We start from the raw sequence: 21,373 nt of genomic DNA, 5'->3' as shown, positions 1-21,373 counted from the left end.
AAAGGATTCAACATGAAAAATTTATTAATTCCAACAATAACAACAGCACTTTTATTAGGTGCAACAACATTAAAAGCAGAAGAACCAAGTTCAAGTCCATGTATAGTTATGTATAAAGCTATGACTTGTTCAGTAAATGATATAACATCAAGAACAATAAACAAAGTTGAAGGAGTAGATTATTCAAGCGGTTACGATACCGATATTACTTCAATAGATGTAGAATTAAATAGTGAAAGAGAGACAGTATTTCTAAATCTTAAACCATATAAATATTTAAAAACATTAAATATTAAAAAGAACAAAACTAAAAATATATATGTACAAACTTACTATACAACTTTGAAAATAGAAGATAAGTAAGAGGTGATAAATGAAAAATATAATTAAGTCACCAAACTTTATATTATTGATAGCAGTAATATTATTAATAGCTCTTTTTTCGACAAATAATACAGAAGTGGAAACAGTAGAAGAGGTGAAACAAATAGAAACACCAAAAGAAGTAAAAGAGGTTGCAAAAGTAATCTCTTCACCTCTTAAAAAAGTTCATAAAGTAATTGTTAAAAAGAATGATATTAAAGAAGATAAAGAGTATCAAAGGCTAATTAATAAGTTGTTTAATGAAGATGATGCACTATACAAAAGAGGATATAAAAAATCTGATATTGATATTGTTATTGTTAATGAAAGAATAGCTTATTATAAAAGGAAAATTTCTGAAATGGAAGTTGATAAGTATATTCAATATAAGAAAGATTATAAGTTATTAGTTGAAGATTATAAAATCTTAAAAAGGTTAAAAATCTTTTATGATAGAGAATATAAAACATATAGAAAACAAGGTAAAAGTAGAGTATGGATATATAAAACTTTTAATGAAAGAATATTATCACCATTTGAAAAAAAATTTGTAAAACTTCATAAGGGTGTTTTATCTTATCATGAAGTAAATGCTTTAACAAAATATCATTTTAAAGATACAAGCGGTTCAAAACTTAATCCCGTGGGATTCTTAGAAAGAATTAGAAAAAAAAGGGATAATAAAAAAATATTTGTAGAGGTTTATGAAATCAATAAAAAGTCATTCGATAAAATCTTATCATTGTATGGAAAACTTAAAAAGAAAATGAAGGTAGGAGATAGTCATGAAAATAATTAGTTTTACACACAATGCAGAAACAAACATATCTACATTTACAACATTAACAACAATAGATACTATTTACAAAATAAATAATATAGAAGTCAAAGATTTAAATTTTAGTAAGTTCCATTTTCAAAATACTCAAGCTCTACAAGAAATTGAAATTGAGTTTGTACAATTAAGAAAAATAAGTAATAATCTATTTAAAGCAAAAGATGTAAAAGTTTTACCAATTAGTAAGACTAATTAATTTAAACTAATATAATAAGTTTATGGATATTAAATATCCTAGTGATTCTTCTTATGGAATCCTTTTTAAAATTATAGGCTAGAGTAGTTAACATATAATACCTTTTAATTTATTTTATGCTCTAGCCTATTCTATTTTATATCAAAAGTAAAAAAAAATTGACAATTAATCAATCTCATTATAAAAAAATGCTAAAATCAAAAAAATATAAAGTTGTAGTATATTTGTAGTATATTTACATTTTTATAGACAAAGAATTATGTAAGAGTTACGATTTTACGGGATGGGGAATGGCGAGAAGGTGTAGGAATCGAACCTACCGAGGCGCGTACACACGAACCTCCGATCAGGGTTGAAGCCTGCGGTGTCCACCAGGATCACATACCCCCCGCTTAAAAGAACTGAAATCTTACACCATTTTATTTTAAAACTATCTGAAAGGGTAAATATGGGTTTACTTAAGAACCTTCCAAAGGTTGACAAGTTTGTCAACAACAAAGCTTTTGAAGAGCTTTCAAAACAGTTGATTACGAGTATCAGTAAAGATACTATAAATCAGTATAGAAAAGATATCTTAGATGAAAAAATCCAAGATTTTACACAAGATGATATTATAAATGATGTACTTAAAAAGTACAAAAACATCACAAAACCTTCACTTCAAAAAGTTATAAATGCTACAGGTATTATCGTGCATACGAACTTAGGTAGGTCTTTGATAAATCCTGATAGTTTTGATAGAGCAAAAGAAGTTGCTACTTCATACAACAACTTAGAGTATTCTCTTCAAGAAGGAAAAAGAGGTGAAAGATATGAACATATAGTATCTACTCTTCAAGCTCTTACAGGTTGTGAAGATGCAGTTGTTGTAAACAACAACGCAAGTGCTGTATTTTTGATACTAAATACTTTTGCAAAAAACAAAGATGTAGTTGTAAGTCGTGGAGAACTTGTGGAGATTGGGGGAAGTTTTAGAGTTCCTGAGGTTATGAGCCAAAGTGGTGCAAAACTAAAAGAGATAGGTACTACAAACAAAACTCATCTTAGAGATTATGAAAATGCCATTGATGAAAATACATCGATGCTTATGAAAGTTCATAAATCAAACTATTCTATTGAAGGCTTTACATCAGAAGTTTCTTATGAAGACATCATCAAAGTAGCCAATGAACACAATGTTATAGATTACTATGACATGGGAAGTGGTCATATCATAGATTTGCCTTACAATCTTGACTTAAGTGAACCATCACTTATAAAATACATGCAACACAAACCAAGTCTACTTAGTTTTTCAGGAGATAAACTTCTTGGTTCAGTTCAAGCAGGTATCATAGTTGGTAAAAAAGAGCTAATAGCAAAAATCAAAAAAAACCAACTTCTAAGAATGCTAAGAGTTGATAAACTCACTTTAGCAATACTTGAAGATAATCTTACTTCATATCTAAAAGGTCAAACACAAGACATCCCTACTTTAAAGATGTTACATGAAGATATTAAGACTTTAGAGCAAAGAGCAAATACTTTAAAACAAAGTATAGAAGATATTTGTAAATGTGAAGTTATAAAAACTCAGTCTTTAATAGGTGGAGGAACTACTCCAAACAAAAAGATACCAACTATCGCACTTACTTTAGAATACAAAGATTATAAAGCAAACAAAATAGAAAAACTTCTTAGAAAACAAAACTTGATAATAAGAATTGAGAATGAAAAAGTTTTAGTAGACTTTAGAAGTATTCAAGAACACGAAGTAAAAGAAATAGAAGAGATTATAAGAGGAGTTTTTAACTAATGTCAAATATTATTATAGGAACAGCAGGACATATTGACCATGGTAAAACTGCTTTAATCAAGGCTTTAAATGGTTATGAAGGTGACTCTACAAAAGAAGAGCAACAAAGAGGGATAACTATTGATTTATCTTTTTCAAACCTTTCAAGAGGACAGCAAAACATAGCATTTATTGATGTGCCTGGGCATGAAAAACTTATCAAAAACATGATTGCAGGTGCTTTTGGATTTAACTGTGTTATGTTTGCTATTAGTGCCCAAGAAGGTATCATGCCACAAACTGTTGAGCATATTGAGATTATCAATCTTTTAGGTATCAAAGATATAGTCATTGTGATAACTAAAAAAGATTTAGTATCACAAGATGAGCTAGAAGACCAAGAAAAAAGAATTCAAGAGTTTTTTAGTGAATATGACTTTGATATAAACTTTATTCAAGCTGTTTCTGTTTATGAACCGGATTCAATAGAAACCTTAAAAGACAAACTTTTTAGTATAAAAAATAAAGCAAAAAAAGAAGAAAACTTCTTTAGGTACTATGTAGATAGAGTGTTCTCTCCAAAAGGTATAGGTACTGTTGTTACAGGTACAGTTTTAGGGAAACCTTGTGAGTTAAATGAAAAGGTTTTTTTATGTCAAAGTGAAAAACAAATCAAAATCAAAAACATCCAAGTTCACAATGAAAATGCCCTAGAAGCAAACATCTCAAATAGAGCTGCTTTAAACCTACAAGGTATAAATGCAAATGATATTCAAAAAGGTGATTTACTTAGTAAAAAAGGCTTCTTAAGAGGCTTTGATATGATTGATATTTCTTTTAACACTTTAAAACAAAAAGAGTTAAAACACAATCAAAAATATACACTTTTCATAGGTTCAAAAAAACTTGAAGTTAGAGTTTTATTATTTGATTCAACAACTAGCTTAAAAGAAGGTTTTGCCACTATAAAAGCCGATGAAAAACTATATACTATTTTTGGTGAGAAAATCATCTTAAGATTAGGAAATGATACTATTGCTGGTGGTAAAGTTTTAAATCCTATCGCAGATCCTATGAAAAAAAATCAAAAAAGAGAACTTTTAGAAGCTCTAAAAGAAGAGAAGTTTACTTATGCTTACAAAAAGCTTCTTGAAGCTCACAAAAAAGGTTTAGGGCTTATTTCATCATCTCAAAGATTTGCACTAAGTCATGAAGAGGCTATCGAGTTTGCCAATAATTTAGAAGATGTATATATTGATGAAAAAGAACTTACGATTTATCCTATTGAAACAAAACAAGTTATTATTGACTTTATCAAAGAAATCTATACTAAAAATAAGTACGCCCTACTTTCACCAGCTTCTATAAATCTTAGAATCAAATGGGCAAGTGAAAGCTTCATCGAAGATGCTTTAACACACCTAGTGGATGAAGGCTTTTTAGTAAAAAATAATAAGCTTTACAAAAGTAAAGATATAGAAGAAGATTATGAAGACAGACTAAAAAACATAGTTTTAGAAAGATTAAAAACAGAGCATATTACACCAACAGCACCTTATAATATCTATGATGATTTAGATTTAGATAGAAAACTTGGAGATAATATTCTTAAATCTTTAACAGCAAAAAAGCTTGTGATTAGACTTCAACACAATCTATTTATTCATAGTGAAAGTTTAGATAGTATCGTAAGACAGATGAAAGCTATCATTCAAGAAGATGGATTTATTGAAATTTCAAACTTCAAAGAAAGACATCCTTTAAGTAGAAAATATCTTATTACTTACCTTGATTATTTAGACAACTTCTCAAATATCAAAAAAGACGGGAAAAGAAGAGTTCTAGCCTAACTAACACTGCTTTAATTATAAAATAAGTACAATTCCAATCTTATATAAATTTAGGATAAAAAATGGAACTTGTACTTATTGCTATTGCATTAGCTATGGATAGTGTTGCTGTGTCTATTGCTAGTGGAAGTAAATATAAAAATATAAACTTTTCAAACACTTTAAAAATAGCAGCTTTTTTTGGTATAGCACAAGGTTTAATGCCTCTACTTGGATACTATCTAGGTGCTTTATTTGCAGATTTTGTGGATAGTATTGATCACTATATTGCTTTTGTGATTTTAGTATTTTTAGGTTATAAGATGATACAAGAAGCAAGAGAAGATGATTTTGAAGATGAAGTAAAAGACTTAAAAACTAAAACACTTTTTATTTTAGCAATTGCTACATCTATTGATGCACTTGCAGTTGGAGTTACTTTCTCTTTTTCAAATACTGATATTTTTTATGCTGTAAGTTTAATCACTCTAATAACTTTTACTTTATGTATAGTTGCTGTATATATTGGTAAATATTTAGGTGGATATTTAGAAGATAAAGCAGAATATTTAGGTGGGTTTATATTAATAGCCCTTGGATTTAAGATACTAATAGAAGGATTAGCTTAATATAAAATGACTTTTACAAAAGAACAAGAAGAGATTATTTTCTCAAAAGAGCCATCTTTTAAAATAAATGCCGTTGCAGGTAGTGGTAAGACCACTACTCTTTTAGAGTATGCAAAGCAAAACAGACATTTAAAAACTTTATATCTAGCATACAATAAATCCCTTCAACAATCAATCCAAAAAAAGCTAAGCGAATATAACTTATCAAACATGAGTATTAGCACTATTCACTCTTTAGCCTATAATAAAATAGAAGCATATAGATATACTCTTGCCCATGATTTAAAGGTACAAGTAATTGAAAGAGTCTTATGCTCTTTTGAGCAAACAGTAAATCAAAGAAATAACTACTACCCTATTCCTGAATATATTGCTCTTATGAAAGACCTAGTAAACTTTTATTGTAACAGCTCATTAATAGCACTTGATTTAAAACTTATAGAAAACTACAAAAAACAATCAGACTTAAGTGCTAAGATTTTAGAACTTATCAACAAAGATACTTCAAGAGTATTGGCTCATCTAAAACATATCTTATCATCTATGAAAAACAAACAAATAGACGCAACTCATGACTTTTATCTAAAGATGTTTTATCTAAACAAAAAAATCAGCTCAAACCTTGGATATGATTTGATTTTAGTGGATGAAGCCCAAGATATTTCAGATGTAATGATAGGAATAGTTGAATCACAAAACTGTAGAAGAGTTTATGTGGGGGATTCCTTTCAACAAATCTACTCTTTTAGATATGCAATAAATGCTTTAAATAAAATAGATTTACCAAGCTTTAATCTTACAAAAAGTTTTAGATTTTCAAATGAATATGCAAAAGACTTACAAAGAAGAATCAATAGTCTTTATGAAAAAAACAGTACTAAACCTTTAAATATTTCAGGTATTGACTCAAAAACTTCTTTTCATAGAAACTGTATTGATGAAGATAAACAATATACTATTATCTCAAGGTCGACTTTTGGTCTTATGCAAGAGTTGGTTCAACATATTCATTCAGATAAAAAGTTCTATTTTGAGGGAGGATATAACTCTTATTCATTTATGAATCAAACTGTTTACTCTATTTTTTATCTAAAAGAGAAAAAAAATGATAAAGTAACCCTAGATGAAATAAAAGATTTCGAGTCAATCTATGAGTTAGAACAGTTTGCTAAAGATACAAAAAATCAAGACTATTTAAACATCATAAAATTTATCAATACCTATGGAGATAATATCTTTGATATAAATAAAAAAATTAAAGATAGGCTTACTACAAACAAAGAAGAAGCCAATATTATCTTCACAACAACCCATAAATCAAAGGGTTTAGAGTATAACCAAGTTTTAATGACAAATGATTTCATCACAAAAAAAGAGATAAGTAATCCAAAAAGTAAACTATCTCACTTAAGAATAAATGAAGAGTTAAATATCTACTATGTAGCAGCTACAAGAGTAAAAAAAGCTATTGATTTAGCTTCACTAAATCTTGATTATACTTATAAAGAAGGTGATATGGTAAGTTCAATAGCCAAACCAAGATATGCGAAAAAAACAAGTGATAAAAAGATGAAAGACTTACAAGAAGAGTGGCTCAAAAAAAACAGAGTGAAAAAAGTCGATGCGTTCTAAAGTCCTAATTTTAATAGTAGTTTTTATAGCTATTGTAAGTTCATATCTTATTTTTACTCAAAAGCCAAAAATTGAAGTCTCTTTTTATCACTGGAAAAATAGCTTCAAAGAAGAGAATGTCAAAGAAAGACTTTATATAAAAGTCTTAGATATTTCATACTCAGGTAAGTTAGAGTTTGAAAAGACAAACTTTATAAAAAAACCACCAAAAAACTTCATTCCTACTGTTTATATCACAAATGAAGCTATGAAAAATATAGACTCAAAAAAAATAAGCAAACTTATTTTAGAGCAGACAAAAACTTATGACTTTAGTGAACTACAAATAGATTGTGACTGGTCACTTTTAAGTAAAGCAAACTATTTTGACTTACTTAAAGAGCTTAAAACTAAATCAAATAAAAAACTTAGTGCAACCATAAGACTTCATCAAGTAAAATATTATGCAAAAACAGGAGTTCCACCTGTTGATTATGGAGTTTTGATGTACTATAATATGTCAAATATCACAGATATAAATACAAAAAACTCTATTTTAGATAATAGTATCGCAAAAAAATATCACTATAACTTTGATGAATATCCACTAAAATTAAAACTAGCTTTGCCTTTATATAACCAAGCCATTAGATTTAGAAAAAATAAACCTTTAGATATCTTTGAAGGTGTAAAAGAAGAAGACTTTAAAAAAAGCTTTGTCAAACTAAACAAAAATCTTTATAGAGTTGAAGAAAGTATGTATTTTCAAAAAAGATATGTTTATAAAGGTGATATCTTTAGGTTTGAGCAAAGTTTAGAAGAAGACTTAGCTATTGCTATAAATGACTTTTTTTCAATAACTAAAACTCCTTTTAATGAAATCATTTTTTATAGATACTCTTATAAAAATAGATATAATCTAAATAATTTAATCAAGGAAAACTTATGATATTAAAAATACTCTCTTTTGTTTTATTTCTTACTATAAACCTTTTTGCTTGTGCTTCTGGTTGGGATTATCATGATAAACAGTTTGTATTTTTACAACAAAGAGAACTTCCTTTTTCAAATCATACTGGCAACTTAAAAGATGTAGCAACATACAATAGTATTCATTGGGAATATCAAAAAAGAAATAAACAAGCCAACTTAAAAGAGTGGCAAAAACAGTTTAAAAATAGACTTACATTAAAACAAATTGAACAAATAGTTTATAAAAGAAAAAACCTAAAACTTATAAAAAATAAAGAGATTTTAGAATACCTAAATTTTGTAGATAAACAAGAAGCCTTAGTCGCTCCAACTTACTACTATTATCAAAAAAAGAAAAAAAACATAGACCCACAAGTTTTGATAAAAGAAGCTTTACAAAAAGCAGAAAAAGTAAAATCAACTTATTTACAACTAAGATATTTTTATCTTGCATTTAGACTTGCACACTATAAAAATAAAAATGCCTTAGAAATTTACGAAAGTTATAAATATCTTTTAAATAACAGCTCTAAAACTATAGTAAAAGATTGGATTGAAGCACTATATGCAGGAGCTTTGATAAAAGACAAACAAATAGCTTTAGGAGTTTATATATTTACAAAACTTTTTGATAAGTCAAAAATAAACTGGCAATTAAGCTTCTATAACTTTTATCATATAAATACAAATGAGCTCTGGAAAGAGCTACTAAAATATGCAAAATCAAAAGAAGAAAAAGAGAAGTTTATAACTCTGAGAGCTTTAAATACAAATGCAAACACTCTAATAGAACTTCAAAATCTATATGAAATAAATAAAAACTCAAAATGGTTTGACTTTTTACTTTATAGACAGCTTTTATATACACAACACTTCTTTGACGAGCATACTTTATATGAAAGAGATTTTCAAGTAAAAGAATATATTAACTTTTTAGAATCAATTAGAAAAGATGATATGTATTTGATTGATTTATCACTAGCATACTTCTATTTGTATGAAGGCAATATCAAAAAAGCCCAAGAATTTTCAAAAAAATTGCTTAAAACATATAAAACTCACGAAACAAAAACATTAAGTTATATTATTTATTTAAATGGCTTAAAGGAAGTGTCTTTAGAAGAAGAAAATACTATTTATGAGAGAATGACAGAACTTTTAAAAGAACACAATCATACAAATATACATAATGATTCAATTCATAACTATACTTTCAAAAAATTAGAAAAGCTTTATAAATCTCAAAATAATGAATTAAAAATGATTTTAAGTGCAAGTGTAAACTACTTAAGTTCTACTATTTTTGACTTAAAAAGTATTGAAAATTTTAAAGCCTTTATAAATTTAAAACCCAAATCAAAACTTGAAGAATACTTCATAAAACAGCATAAAAAAAGAGCTTATATCTTAGAAAACAAAGAAGGGTTTAGTTTATCAAAGAATCTAAAAAATACAAATACAAAACTACTTATAAATAATCTAAAATTTAAAGAAGCTCTTGATATAAATGCAAAACTTTTAGATGAAAAAATCAGATTTAATCCTTTTAATGTAAACATAAAAGGAAACAACAGACAAGGGAAACAATACACTTATACAGTAAAACAATTTTTAGAAAAAATACTAGAGATTAAAAAACAACTAAGTTTAAACAAAAAAAGTGTTATAGATAACTATCTATATGCAAATGCTTTATATAACTTAAGCTATTTTGGTAACTCAAATAACTTAAGCACTGTATATAGAAGTGTTTACTCTTTTGAAGATAAAGACCTAGAAGAGCAAAAAATAGACTTATCAATAAAACACTATAAACAAGCTTTAGAGTATGCAAAAAACGAAGAGTTTAAAGCAAAAATATTATATATGCTAGCAAAATCTGAACTAGCCTCTTTTGATATAAAATTCTCTAAAAAAAGAGAACCTTACTATATCACAGGAAAAGAAAGTTATGAGCCTGAAAGATTTTGGATATATTCAAAAAATAAAGTTTATAAAAAATACTTAAAAAATGGCTATGGTGAATTTTTTGAAAAATTAGACAAAGAATACTCTAATACAAAATACTATGAGGAACTAATCAAAGAGTGTGCTAATCTAAGAATATATAAAAAAGAAATTAGATAACATTCAAACATAAATAAATAAGGAAAAAAATGCAATATTTTGGAACATTTGAGACTAAATATGAAGAAGTTTTTTTAACTTCAAGCTATATGTATTTCAATTATGATGAAGATGACATCATAACAGCAAAAGACTTAAAACAAAAAATAAAAACAAACAAAGATAGAAAGAAAAATATCATAGGTACAGTTTACTTATATAACCCAGTTGTAACTCCTGTAGGTTATGACTCAAATACTTTTCTTTTAGATCAAGACTTTGATCAATGGGGTGATTTTGTTGAGATAAAAGGTGAAAATTATATAACTATCTTTAAACAAGCTATGAAAGAGCAATGTAAAGGAAAAATTGTAGAGTTTAAAAACCTATTTAATCTTGTAGAGCAAAATATCGATGCCTCATCTCTTCTTATGAAGTTTAATTCAGATTTAGAAAAATACAACTCTTTCCAAAATACAGAATTTGATAGAGATATTATGTATTTAGATGCAGCAAATTTAATACCAAATGGAAAATTTGTATTTTTTGCATGGGGAGATAAGATTAGAGAAAAAGAATTTCCATATATAAATGACTATGCAAAGCTATTATATGAAAATGTTTTAAAGCTTGGGAAAAAAGAAGCCTTTGTTTTTAAAGAAGAAAAATCAAAAGAAGGTGCTATTGAGTACTTACAATTCTCTAATCCAATGCAAAATATAAAAAATAAAAACTCAATAAGTGAAGCAATAAAGAAATCTTTTGAACAATTTCCACCTGTTCCTACACCATATAAGTAAAAAAGATTATATAAAAATAGTCTTTTTTGCTTATTTAGAAAAAAAATAGAATTCTCTTATAATTTCAGGGAAATTTAATAAACAAGCTATTATAATTTCACCCACATAAGCGATTGGGGTATCGCCAAGCGGTAAGGCACTGGTTTTTGGTACCAGCATTCGCAGGTTCGAATCCTGCTATCCCATCCATTTATGTAACAATTTTATCATTGGTGAGGTTGGAGAGTGGTCAAATCCTGCGGATTGTAAATCCGCCGCCTACGGCTTCGAAGGTTCAAATCCTTCCCTCACCACCACTTAAGTATTGGTTCGATAGCTCAGTCGGTAGAGCAAAGGATTGAAAATCCTTGTGTCGGCAGTTCGATTCTGCCTCGAACCACCACTTATAAATAACAATATACACTGTGTGCGAGTGTGGCGGAATAGGTAGACGCGTGGGACTTAAAATCCCATTCCGGTTTCGGAGTGTGAGTTCGATTCTCACCATTCGCACCACCTTTTAAATAACTTTCAAATAAAAAAATAATTAACAAAATACATTTAAATTAAACTCTTTTATAAATATTTTTTATATAATAACAAAACTCATAATAGTTGCTGTTTTTGTATTATTTTGATACCTTTAGACTTGATACTATTAAAATACTTTTTTAATATATAATTTATTAAATATATAAAAGGACTAGCTTGAACATAGAAGAAATGAAAATTATTTCTATTGATGACAATGAAAACAATCTATTTTTAATAGAAGCTTTTTGTAATGACATGGGTCTAAGTGTAAAAAGTTTTTCAGAACCCTTAGATGCTTTACTATACGTACTAAACAATCCTATTGATATGATTTTGATTGATTATATGATGCCTCAATTAAATGGCCTAGAGTTTATTAAAGAGTTTAGAAAAAACAATACTAAAGTACCTATTATTATGATTACAGCTGCTAATGATCAAGAGATACATAATGAAGCTTTTCAAGCAGGAGCAAATGACTTTTTAAAAAAACCTGTAAACTCTACTTTATTTAAAGCCAGAGTTCTTAATCTTTTAAACTTATATAAAAATACATTATTATTAGAAGACAAAGCTAAATTGTTAGAAGAAGAAGTTCTAAAAGCAACTAAAAAACTTATTGATAGAGAGCATGAGACTTTAAGTATCTTAGGGAAAACAGCTGAATATAAAGATCCAGAAACAGCTTCTCATGTATCAAGGGTGGCACACTATTCAAAAATATTAGCAAGAGAATATGGTCTAAGTCCTAAAGAACAAGATATAATTTACTTTGCTTCTCCTTTTCATGACTTAGGAAAAGTAGGAATTGAAGATGATATTTTACTAAAACCAGGGAAGTTAGATAATAATGAATTTGAAACTATGAAAACACATCCTTCTATTGGATATGAAATACTTAAAAACTCAAATAGTGAATATCTTCAAGCAGGGGCCATTATTGCTATTACTCATCATGAGAAGTTTGATGGTTCAGGTTATCCAAAAGGTTTAAAAGGAGAGGATATTCATATTTATGGAAGAATCGTAGCAATAGTTGATGTTTTTGATGCTTTAACTTCACACAGACCTTATAAAAAAGCTTGGAGCTTTGATAATGCTCTTAATTTACTCATAGAAGAAAAAGGTAAACATTTTGATCCTAAAATCATAGATTTGTTTATTGAAAATATTGATGAAGTAAAAGATATATACAACTCTTTTAAAGAAGAATAAAATGAACTTTATAAAAAAAATATTTGCCTTATTTCTAAACCCTTTTACTGGGCCTATTTTTGTTATTACAATAATTTTAACAGTATCAATGGTTTTTATTATCCCTCAATACACAAAACAAAATAACCACAAACAAATGCAACAAAAAGCTCAAGAGCTTATAACAAATTTGAAAAAAACAAGAGCTTACTATACAAAAAATGTTATAAATAAAATAAAAAACAATAAAGATATAACAATAAACTATAATCATGCAGAAAATAAAAATACTATACCTTTACCTGCTACATTGTTACATGATTTAAGTGTAATATTACCAAACAATAATATAAAAATTAAAATGTATAGTAACTATCCTTTTCCAAATAGAAAAGATAGAGTTTTAAGTAAACATGAAAAAGAAACTCTTTCTTACTTAGTAAATAATCCTAATCAAATCTATACTAAAGAAATAAAAGACTATTCAAATAAATTTTATAAAGTAGCAATAGCAGATATTTTTACTGATATGTCTTGTGTAAATTGTCATAATACAAGAGCAGACACTCCAAAGGATGATTGGAGAATAGGTGATGTAAGAGGTGTTATTGAAGTTAGTATACCTTATAAAAATGAATTTATATTAACAACAAAACAAACATTAATTATGGTTTCAATTTTAATATTTTTTATCTTAGTTTTAGCAGTTCACTACAATGTTATTTCAGAAAAAAACAAAAAAAATCATAAAAAAGCAAAAGAACTATTAGAAAATGAAGTTGAAAAAAGAACTCAAGATTTAAGAAATGCAAACAAACTTTTAGGACAATATAAAAAAGCTGTTGATTTAAGTGCCATAGTTTCAAAAACAAATAAAAATGGAAAAATCACCTATGTAAATGATGAATTTATCAAGATATCTAAATATACAGAAGATGAACTACTTGGGGAAAATCATAATATTGTTAGACATCCAAATATGCCTGTGAGTGTATTTAAAGAATTATGGGCAACAATTTTAGATAAAAGAATATGGAAAGGGCTTATAACAAATAAAGCAAAAGATGGAAGTGATTACTATGTTAATACAACTATTGTACCTATTTTAAATTATGAAAATGAGATTGAAGAATTTTTAGCTATAAGGCTTGATATTACAGATGTAATAACTTCACAAATAAAAGCTCAAAAAGCAGATGAAGCGAAATCCATATTCCTAGCAAATATGAGTCATGAAATTAGAACTCCTTTAAATGCTATTATTGGTTTCTCTGATATCCTTTGTAAATCTAAATCTTTAGATATTCATGGTGTTAAACAAGCTAGAATTATTCAATCTAGTGCTAACTCTTTATTATCTATTATTAACGATATCCTTGATATCTCTAAAATTGAAAGTGGTAATTTTGATATTACTATTGATAATACTGATTTATATTTTATCTCTGAACATGTTGTTGAGCTTTTCTCTAAAAATGCTATTGAAAAAAATCTTAAACTTATTTTTAATATTGATCATAAAATACCTATGTGTATCCTATCTGATGGGGTTAGAATTAGGCAAGTCCTTTCTAATCTTTTATCTAATGCTATTAAATTCACTCCTGAGCATGGTAAGGTTGAACTTAATATATCTTTACTTAATATATCTGAGGCTAAGGCTACTATTAGTTTTGAAGTTAAAGATACGGGTATTGGTATCCCTAATGATAAACTTGACAATATTTTTAAACCTTTTATTCAAGTTGATCATAAATCTACAAGGGAGTTTGAAGGTACTGGTTTAGGTTTAAGTATTTGTTCTCATATTATTCAAGCTTTAGATTCTAAAATCAATGTTAAGAGTTCTATTGGTTTAGGTACTATTTTCTCTTTTGATCTAACTTTTGATATTTGTGATGATTCTATTCATACTAATAAAAACTATTTACATCATTTAAATTTCAAAGTTGAGAATACTGACAATGATTTATATCATTATATTAAGAGGTATTTATCTATTTTTGGTACTATTAATATTAATAAGTCTTCTTCTAATGATATTTTTGTTTTTAATTTCAATAAAAATTCTAATTTAGATGAGCTTAGAAAAGCTCATAAAGACAATCCTATTTTAATTTTATTTGAGTATGAAGAGGATTTAGAGTCTTTTTCTTTAAATTCTAATGAGCAAGGTTTAGCTTTACCTTTTTATGCTTCTAAGGTTAATGATGCTTTACAAGAGTTACAGAAAAAGTCCTCTTCTGTTCCTTCTATTCAAGAAGAAAGTTTAGGTGAGTCTTTTATTGGTAATATTTTAGTTGCTGAGGACAATTTAGCTAATCAGGAGTTAATCTCTTATATTTTACAAAGTTTCAATCTTAATTATACTATTAAGCCTAATGGTTGGGAAACTTTAGAAGAGTTTATTTCTAATCACGAATCTTATGATTTAGTTTTAATGGATATTAATATGCCTGTTATGGATGGTATTGAGGCTTTCAATAAGATAAGGGAGTATGAAAAGAATAATGCTTTAGGTAATATTCCTATTATTGCTTTAACTGCTAATGCTATTAAAGGGGATAGGGAAAAATTCTTAAATCTTGGGATGAATGAGTATTTATCTAAGCCTGTTAATACTAATGAGTTAGTCTCTTTATTTAGTAAGTTTTTAAAGAAGAAAGATATTAATCTTTCTTTACTTCAAGATGATAGTAATTCTACTGATGATAATTCTCAGGATATTTTATCAGTTGATATTGATATTCAGAAGGTTGTTAATAAGCTTGGGGTATCACAGAATATTGCTATTATGATTATTGAGAAGTTTAAGAAGGAAATTCATAAGGATTTAGATGAGTTAGAATCTTTTATTCAGGCTAAGGATTCTTCTAATATTATTTCTAAGGCTCATTATATTAAGAACTCTTGTTTAAATCTTGCTTTAGATGATATTTGTTCTTCTCTTCAACTATTAGAAAGTGAAAATGTCTCTATTGAAAAAAAATTTACCCTCTTCTCTTCTATTAAAAATGCATTTACTTTTATACTTAAGGATTAAAATGAGAGGTGTAATTTTTACTGAAATGATAGAATTTGTTGAAAATGCATTAGGCTTTGATATAGCTGATAAAATGATTGAAAAAGCTTCACTTCCTAATAATGGGGCTTTTTCCCAAGGAGGAAATTATCCTTTTGATTATATGGCAAAACTCTTATCAGCTTTATCTAAAATTACAGGTAAAACTTCCAATGAATTACTTTTTATATTTGGAAAGCATCTATTTTCAACACTAGTAAGACTATATGGCAAAGATATAAAAACAACAAATAATGCTTTAGATTTTATTGATAGTGTAGAAAACTATGTTCACGTAGAAGTAAAAAAATTATATCCAGATGCCGAACTTCCCAAATTTACAACAATAAAAAAAGAAAAAAATGAACTAATACTGATTTATACATCAAATAAAAAACTTGAAGCTTTTGCACATGGTTTAATGGTAGCTTGTGGAGAATACTTTCAAGAAAAACTTGAAATTAATTTTGAGATTATATCAAGTAAGCCTCATGAAGTAAAATTTACTATTAAGAAAGTCTTATGATAGAAGAAGAAAAAAATCCTTGGAAAAAAAGGTTTGAAAGAGAAAGAGAAGCAAGAAAAGAGAGTGAAAGGCTTCTTGAAGAAAAAAGTTTTGAGCTATGGAAAATAAATCAAGAACTTGAAGAACAAGTAAGAGATAGAACCCTTAGTCTTGAAAAAGCTTTAGAAGAAGCAAGAAATGCAAATAAAACAAAATCAGATTTTCTTACAAACATGAGTCATGAAATAAAAACACCTTTAAACTCTATTATTGGTTTCTCTAAATACTTATATGAATCAAACTCTCTTAATGAAAAAGATAGTAAATATGCTTCAATTATAGAATCAAGCGCAAACTCTTTACTTTCTATTATAAATGATATTCTTGATTATTCTAAGATACAAAATAAAAACTTTGAAATTACAGAAAATAAAACTGATATAAATAAATTATATATCTATATTATAAATTCATTTACTGAAAAGATGAAATCTAAGCAAATTAATTTTTTACATACAATAGATAAAGATATACCTAAATATATATTTATTGATGAGATAAGATTACAACAAGTATTAACTAATTTACTATCAAATGCAGTAAAATTTAGTAAAGAAAATAGCAAAATACAATTTGATATAAAAGTTATAAAAAAAGATTTAAAAGAAATAGATTTACTATTTTCAATTAAAGATACAGGAATTGGTATCCCTAAAGATAAATTCAAGTCTATTTTAAAACCTTTTGTACAGTTAGAACAAATTGCTAACAAACAAAATAGTGGTACGGGATTAGGCCTTAGTATTTGTACCCAAATATTACAACTTTTTAAATCAAAACTTAATATAAATAGTGAAATAAACAAAGGTAGTACTTTTAGTTTTGAACTATCATGTTTATATGAAGAAGAGAAAATACAAGAAGAAGAAAACACTATTGTTCAAATAAATTTTGATATAAATAAAATTTCTAAAAATCTTGGTATTTCTGAAAATATTACAACTTTACTAATAGAAAAATTTAAAAAAGAAATAATTACTGAATTAGATGAGCTTGAAGTTTTTATAAAAACTAAAGACTTTAAAAATATCACAAAAAAATCTCAAGATATTAAAACCTCATGTTTAAATTTAGGATTAAATAATCTTTATAATATATTTGAAGATCTTGAAAAAGATAAAGAGAATATTCAAAAAAAATTTTCTACTATAAAAAACTCTTTAAAAAGTATAAAGGAATAAAATGAAAAATCTGTCTATTAAAGTTAAGCTAATACTCTTATTTATTTTAATAAAAATTATTCCTTTATTACTAATTTCATATATAGCTTATAAAGGAGCAGTAAAATTAGAAGAGTATTTACAAAATAGTACTAGATTTTTATACAATAAAAATAAAGAGATTATTTTAAATACTGCAAATGAGTCTATAGAAGATAGTATAAAAAATCTTGATAAAAAATCTCAATTAGCTTTAGAAAGGCTATCATTTGAAATTGCACAAAAAGTTGCTTCATTTTTATATGAAAGAGATAAAGATATTCTTTTTTTATCTAAAATGGAACCAAATAAAAATACTATTGAAAATTTTTATCTAAACAAAACAAAAGAGATAATAGTACATGAAAACTATATTTATAATGATAAAACAAACACTTGGGAAAGTACAGCTCTACCAACAAAACATAAAGATGAAAAACTTATTGCATCTTTAAAAGACAATGAAAAAGAGTTCAATTATACCAATCCTATAAAATTTACTAAAAAAAATATTCCTATATATAAAGAAATAAACTATTTTTCCTTGAACGGAAAAGAAATATTTAAAGTATCTCAAATAAATCAAAATCTTTTAGATATCTCTAAAAAAGAAAATACATATATTGGTTCTGAAAACTATTTTTCAAAAATACAAAATCTTAAAAAGGGTGAAATTTATGTTTCTGAGGTAATTGGAGAACAATTATATTCTAAAATAATAGGTGATTTTACAAAAGAAAAAGCTAAAAAAGCTAAAATAGATTTTGAACCACAAAACTATGCTTATGCGGGAAAAGAGAATCCTGTAGGTAAAGAGTTTGAGGGAATTATAAGATTTGTAACACCTATATATAAAAATGAAAATAAAATTGCATATATATCTTTGGCTCTTGACCATAAACATATTATGCAATTTACAGATACTGTAAATCCAACAAGTAGTAATCCTACTCAAAATATTTCAGATGCTAGCAAAGGAAACTATGCTTTTATGTGGGATCATAAGGGTAAAAACATATCTCATCCAAGAGATTACTTTATTGTTGGATATGATAAGAATACGGGCAAACTTGCTATGCCTTGGCTTAGTAAAGATATTGCAGATAAATTCTACTCTTCAAAAAAAGATATCAATGAATTTTTATCTTCTTACCCTACTTTTGAAAAACAAACCTTAAAGAAAAAACCAAATATAAAACAACTAAAAGAAAAAGGTAATATAAGTCTTGATTGTAGATATTTAAACTTTGCACCTCAATGTAAAGGTTGGATGCAAGTTACAGAAGATGGAGGATATGGTTCTTTTATTATATATTGGAGTAAAGTATGGAAACTTACTACAGCAGCAGCTATTCCTTATTATACAGGAGATTATGCAAATACTAAAAGAGGGTTTGGGTTTATAACTATTGGTGCAAATGTAAATGAATTTCATCAAGCTGCAAATGAAACAAAAAACAATGTAAACAAAATTTTAAGATATCAAACAGAACAAATGAAAGAGATTGTTGATGACAATACAGCAGAAGTTGAAGAGTTTATAAGCTCCTTAATAAATGAACTTTCTATTTTTACACTTATTATGGTTGCTTTAATAATTGCTATTGCTATTTGGATGTCAAACTATATTTCTTCTAAAATTCAAAACCTTTTAATTGGTACAAAAAGATTTGCTAATAATGATTTTGACCACAAAATAAAAGTAAGTTCAAATGATGAAATAGGAAATCTTGAAAACTCTTTTAATGAAATGACTTGTAAAATAAAAGTATTAATAGAAGAACAAAAACAATTAAATCTTCACTTAGAAGAAAAAGTTAATGAAAAAACAAAACAATTAGTTTTAATAAATCAATCCCTAGAAGAACAAATAGATCAAAGAACACAAAGTTTAAAAAAGGCTTTAGAAAACACAAAAAAAGCAGATGAAGCGAAATCCATATTCCTAGCAAATATGAGTCATGAAATTAGAACTCCTTTAAATGCTATTATTGGTTTCTCTGATATCCTTTGTAAATCTAAATCTTTAGATATTCATGGTGTTAAACAAGCTAGAATTATTCAATCTAGTGCTAACTCTTTATTATCTATTATTAACGATATCCTTGATATCTCTAAAATTGAAAGTGGTAATTTTGATATTACTATTGATAATACTGATTTATATTTTATCTCTGAACATGTTGTTGAGCTTTTCTCTAAAAATGCTATTGAAAAAAATCTTAAACTTATTTTTAATATTGATCATAAAATACCTATGTGTATCCTATCTGATGGGGTTAGAATTAGGCAAGTCCTTTCTAATCTTTTATCTAATGCTATTAAATTCACTCCTGAGCATGGTAAGGTTGAACTTAATATATCTTTACTTAATATATCTGAGGCTAAGGCTACTATTAGTTTTGAAGTTAAAGATACGGGTATTGGTATCCCTAATGATAAACTTGACAATATTTTTAAACCTTTTATTCAAGTTGATCATAAATCTACAAGGGAGTTTGAAGGTACTGGTTTAGGTTTAAGTATTTGTTCTCATATTATTCAAGCTTTAGATTCTAAAATCAATGTTAAGAGTTCTATTGGTTTAGGTACTATTTTCTCTTTTGATCTAACTTTTGATATTTGTGATGATTCTATTCATACTAATAAAAACTATTTACATCATTTAAATTTCAAAGTTGAGAATACTGACAATGATTTATATCATTATATTAAGAGGTATTTATCTATTTTTGGTACTATTAATATTAATAAGTCTTCTTCTAATGATATTTTTGTTTTTAATTTCAATAAAAATTCTAATTTAGATGAGCTTAGAAAAGCTCATAAAGACAATCCTATTTTAATTTTATTTGAGTATGAAGAGGATTTAGAGTCTTTTTCTTTAAATTCTAATGAGCAAGGTTTAGCTTTACCTTTTTATGCTTCTAAGGTTAATGATGCTTTACAAGAGTTACAGAAAAAGTCCTCTTCTGTTCCTTCTATTCAAGAAGAAAGTTTAGGTGAGTCTTTTATTGGTAATATTTTAGTTGCTGAGGACAATTTAGCTAATCAGGAGTTAATCTCTTATATTTTACAAAGTTTCAATCTTAATTATACTATTAAGCCTAATGGTTGGGAAACTTTAGAAGAGTTTATTTCTAATCACGAATCTTATGATTTAGTTTTAATGGATATTAATATGCCTGTTATGGATGGTATTGAGGCTTTCAATAAGATAAGGGAGTATGAAAAGAATAATGCTTTAGGTAATATTCCTATTATTGCTTTAACTGCTAATGCTATTAAAGGGGATAGGGAAAAATTCTTAAATCTTGGGATGAATGAGTATTTATCTAAGCCTGTTAATACTAATGAGTTAGTCTCTTTATTTAGTAAGTTTTTAAAGAAGAAAGATATTAATCTTTCTTTACTTCAAGATGATAGTAATTCTACTGATGATAATTCTCAGGATATTTTATCAGTTGATATTGATATTCAGAAGGTTGTTAATAAGCTTGGGGTATCACAGAATATTGCTATTATGATTATTGAGAAGTTTAAGAAGGAAATTCATAAGGATTTAGATGAGTTAGAATCTTTTATTCAGGCTAAGGATTCTTCTAATATTATTTCTAAGGCTCATTATATTAAGAACTCTTGTTTAAATCTTGCTTTAGATGATATTTGTTCTTCTCTTCAACTATTAGAAAGTGAAAATGTCTCTATTGAAAAAAAATTTAC

General features: G+C 26.6%; 15 protein-coding genes and 5 tRNA genes. 19 read left to right on the top strand and 1 reads right to left on the bottom strand.

All coding sequences use genetic code 11. From position 1 onward, the window contains the following. Window positions 1–12: 12 nt before the first annotated feature. From ACH5BH_RS12935 to ACH5BH_RS12925, 3 genes are read left to right on the top strand one after another with little or no spacing between them, the layout of a single operon-like run. Window positions 13–363, top strand: coding sequence for a hypothetical protein (locus ACH5BH_RS12935; protein ID WP_423298644.1), 351 nt, complete (start codon window positions 13–15; stop codon window positions 361–363). Between the two features lie 10 nt (window positions 364–373). Then, on the top strand, window positions 374–1,162 hold the full coding sequence (locus tag ACH5BH_RS12930; RefSeq protein WP_423298643.1) for a hypothetical protein: 789 nt from the start codon (window positions 374–376) through the stop codon (window positions 1,160–1,162). Continuing rightward, entirely contained in the window at window positions 1,149–1,397 is a 249-nt protein-coding gene (locus ACH5BH_RS12925; protein ID WP_423298642.1) for a hypothetical protein, read from the top strand. Before ACH5BH_RS12930 ends, ACH5BH_RS12925 begins: the two co-directional genes overlap by 14 nt. Before the next feature lie 291 nt (window positions 1,398–1,688). On the opposite strand, the gene ACH5BH_RS12920 is transcribed toward ACH5BH_RS12925, so the two are convergent. Beyond that, a tRNA-Sec gene (locus ACH5BH_RS12920) sits at window positions 1,689–1,787 on the bottom strand. A gap of 58 nt (window positions 1,788–1,845) precedes the next feature. On the opposite strand from ACH5BH_RS12920, the gene selA reads away from it, so the two are divergent. From selA to ACH5BH_RS12840, 16 genes are all read left to right on the top strand, one after another. Next, complete coding sequence (gene selA / locus ACH5BH_RS12915; protein WP_423298641.1) at window positions 1,846–3,192, top strand: L-seryl-tRNA(Sec) selenium transferase; 1,347 nt, start codon at window positions 1,846–1,848, stop codon at window positions 3,190–3,192. Beyond that, window positions 3,192–5,021: a selenocysteine-specific translation elongation factor gene (gene selB / locus ACH5BH_RS12910; RefSeq protein ID WP_423298640.1), complete on the top strand. Its 1,830-nt coding sequence runs from the start codon at window positions 3,192–3,194 to the stop codon at window positions 5,019–5,021. The genes selA and selB overlap by 1 nt, the downstream gene beginning before the upstream one ends. 62 nt (window positions 5,022–5,083) lie before the next feature. Next, window positions 5,084–5,629, top strand: coding sequence for a manganese efflux pump MntP (locus ACH5BH_RS12905; protein ID WP_404308235.1), 546 nt, complete (start codon window positions 5,084–5,086; stop codon window positions 5,627–5,629). Window positions 5,630–5,635: 6 nt separating this feature from the next. Beyond that, entirely contained in the window at window positions 5,636–7,261 is a 1,626-nt protein-coding gene (locus ACH5BH_RS12900) for a UvrD-helicase domain-containing protein (RefSeq protein WP_423298639.1), read from the top strand. Further along, entirely contained in the window at window positions 7,251–8,189 is a 939-nt protein-coding gene (locus tag ACH5BH_RS12895) for a hypothetical protein (protein WP_423298638.1), read from the top strand. The genes ACH5BH_RS12900 and ACH5BH_RS12895 overlap by 11 nt, the downstream gene beginning before the upstream one ends. Beyond that, on the top strand, window positions 8,186–10,339 hold the full coding sequence (locus ACH5BH_RS12890) for a hypothetical protein (protein ID WP_423298637.1): 2,154 nt from the start codon (window positions 8,186–8,188) through the stop codon (window positions 10,337–10,339). The genes ACH5BH_RS12895 and ACH5BH_RS12890 overlap by 4 nt, the downstream gene beginning before the upstream one ends. Window positions 10,340–10,368: 29 nt before the next feature. Further along, the gene (locus tag ACH5BH_RS12885) at window positions 10,369–11,118 is read left to right on the top strand and encodes a hypothetical protein (RefSeq protein ID WP_423298636.1); all 750 of its coding nucleotides are present in this window, start codon (window positions 10,369–10,371) and stop codon (window positions 11,116–11,118) included. Between the two features lie 114 nt (window positions 11,119–11,232). Next, window positions 11,233–11,307, top strand: a tRNA-Gln gene (locus ACH5BH_RS12880). A 22-nt stretch (window positions 11,308–11,329) separates the two neighbouring features. Next, window positions 11,330–11,414, top strand: a tRNA-Tyr gene (locus ACH5BH_RS12875). A 10-nt stretch (window positions 11,415–11,424) separates the two neighbouring features. Next, window positions 11,425–11,500 (top strand) — tRNA-Phe (locus ACH5BH_RS12870). 26 nt (window positions 11,501–11,526) lie between these two features. After that, a tRNA-Leu gene (locus ACH5BH_RS12865) sits at window positions 11,527–11,613 on the top strand. A gap of 192 nt (window positions 11,614–11,805) precedes the next feature. After that, the gene (locus ACH5BH_RS12860) at window positions 11,806–12,846 is read left to right on the top strand and encodes an HD domain-containing phosphohydrolase (RefSeq protein WP_423298635.1); all 1,041 of its coding nucleotides are present in this window, start codon (window positions 11,806–11,808) and stop codon (window positions 12,844–12,846) included. 1 nt (window position 12,847) lies between these two features. Next, entirely contained in the window at window positions 12,848–15,868 is a 3,021-nt protein-coding gene (locus ACH5BH_RS12855) for an ATP-binding protein (RefSeq protein ID WP_423298634.1), read from the top strand. Between the two features lies 1 nt (window position 15,869). Continuing rightward, window positions 15,870–16,412, top strand: a complete 543-nt coding sequence (locus ACH5BH_RS12850; RefSeq protein ID WP_423298633.1) for a heme NO-binding domain-containing protein — start codon at window positions 15,870–15,872, stop codon at window positions 16,410–16,412. Next, entirely contained in the window at window positions 16,409–17,632 is a 1,224-nt protein-coding gene (locus tag ACH5BH_RS12845) for a sensor histidine kinase (protein ID WP_423298632.1), read from the top strand. The genes ACH5BH_RS12850 and ACH5BH_RS12845 overlap by 4 nt, the downstream gene beginning before the upstream one ends. Window position 17,633: 1 nt before the next feature. Continuing rightward, the coding region (locus ACH5BH_RS12840; RefSeq protein WP_423298631.1) for an ATP-binding protein at window positions 17,634–21,373 on the top strand (3,740 nt) is incomplete at its 3' end.

It is taken from the genome of Arcobacter rhizosphaerae (assembly GCF_049472155.1).
In the GTDB taxonomy this organism is placed as follows: Bacteria; Campylobacterota; Campylobacteria; order Campylobacterales; family Arcobacteraceae; genus Arcobacter_B.
Note: the sequence above shows the minus strand (reverse complement) of the source record. Positions and strands in the feature narration are given on the sequence as shown.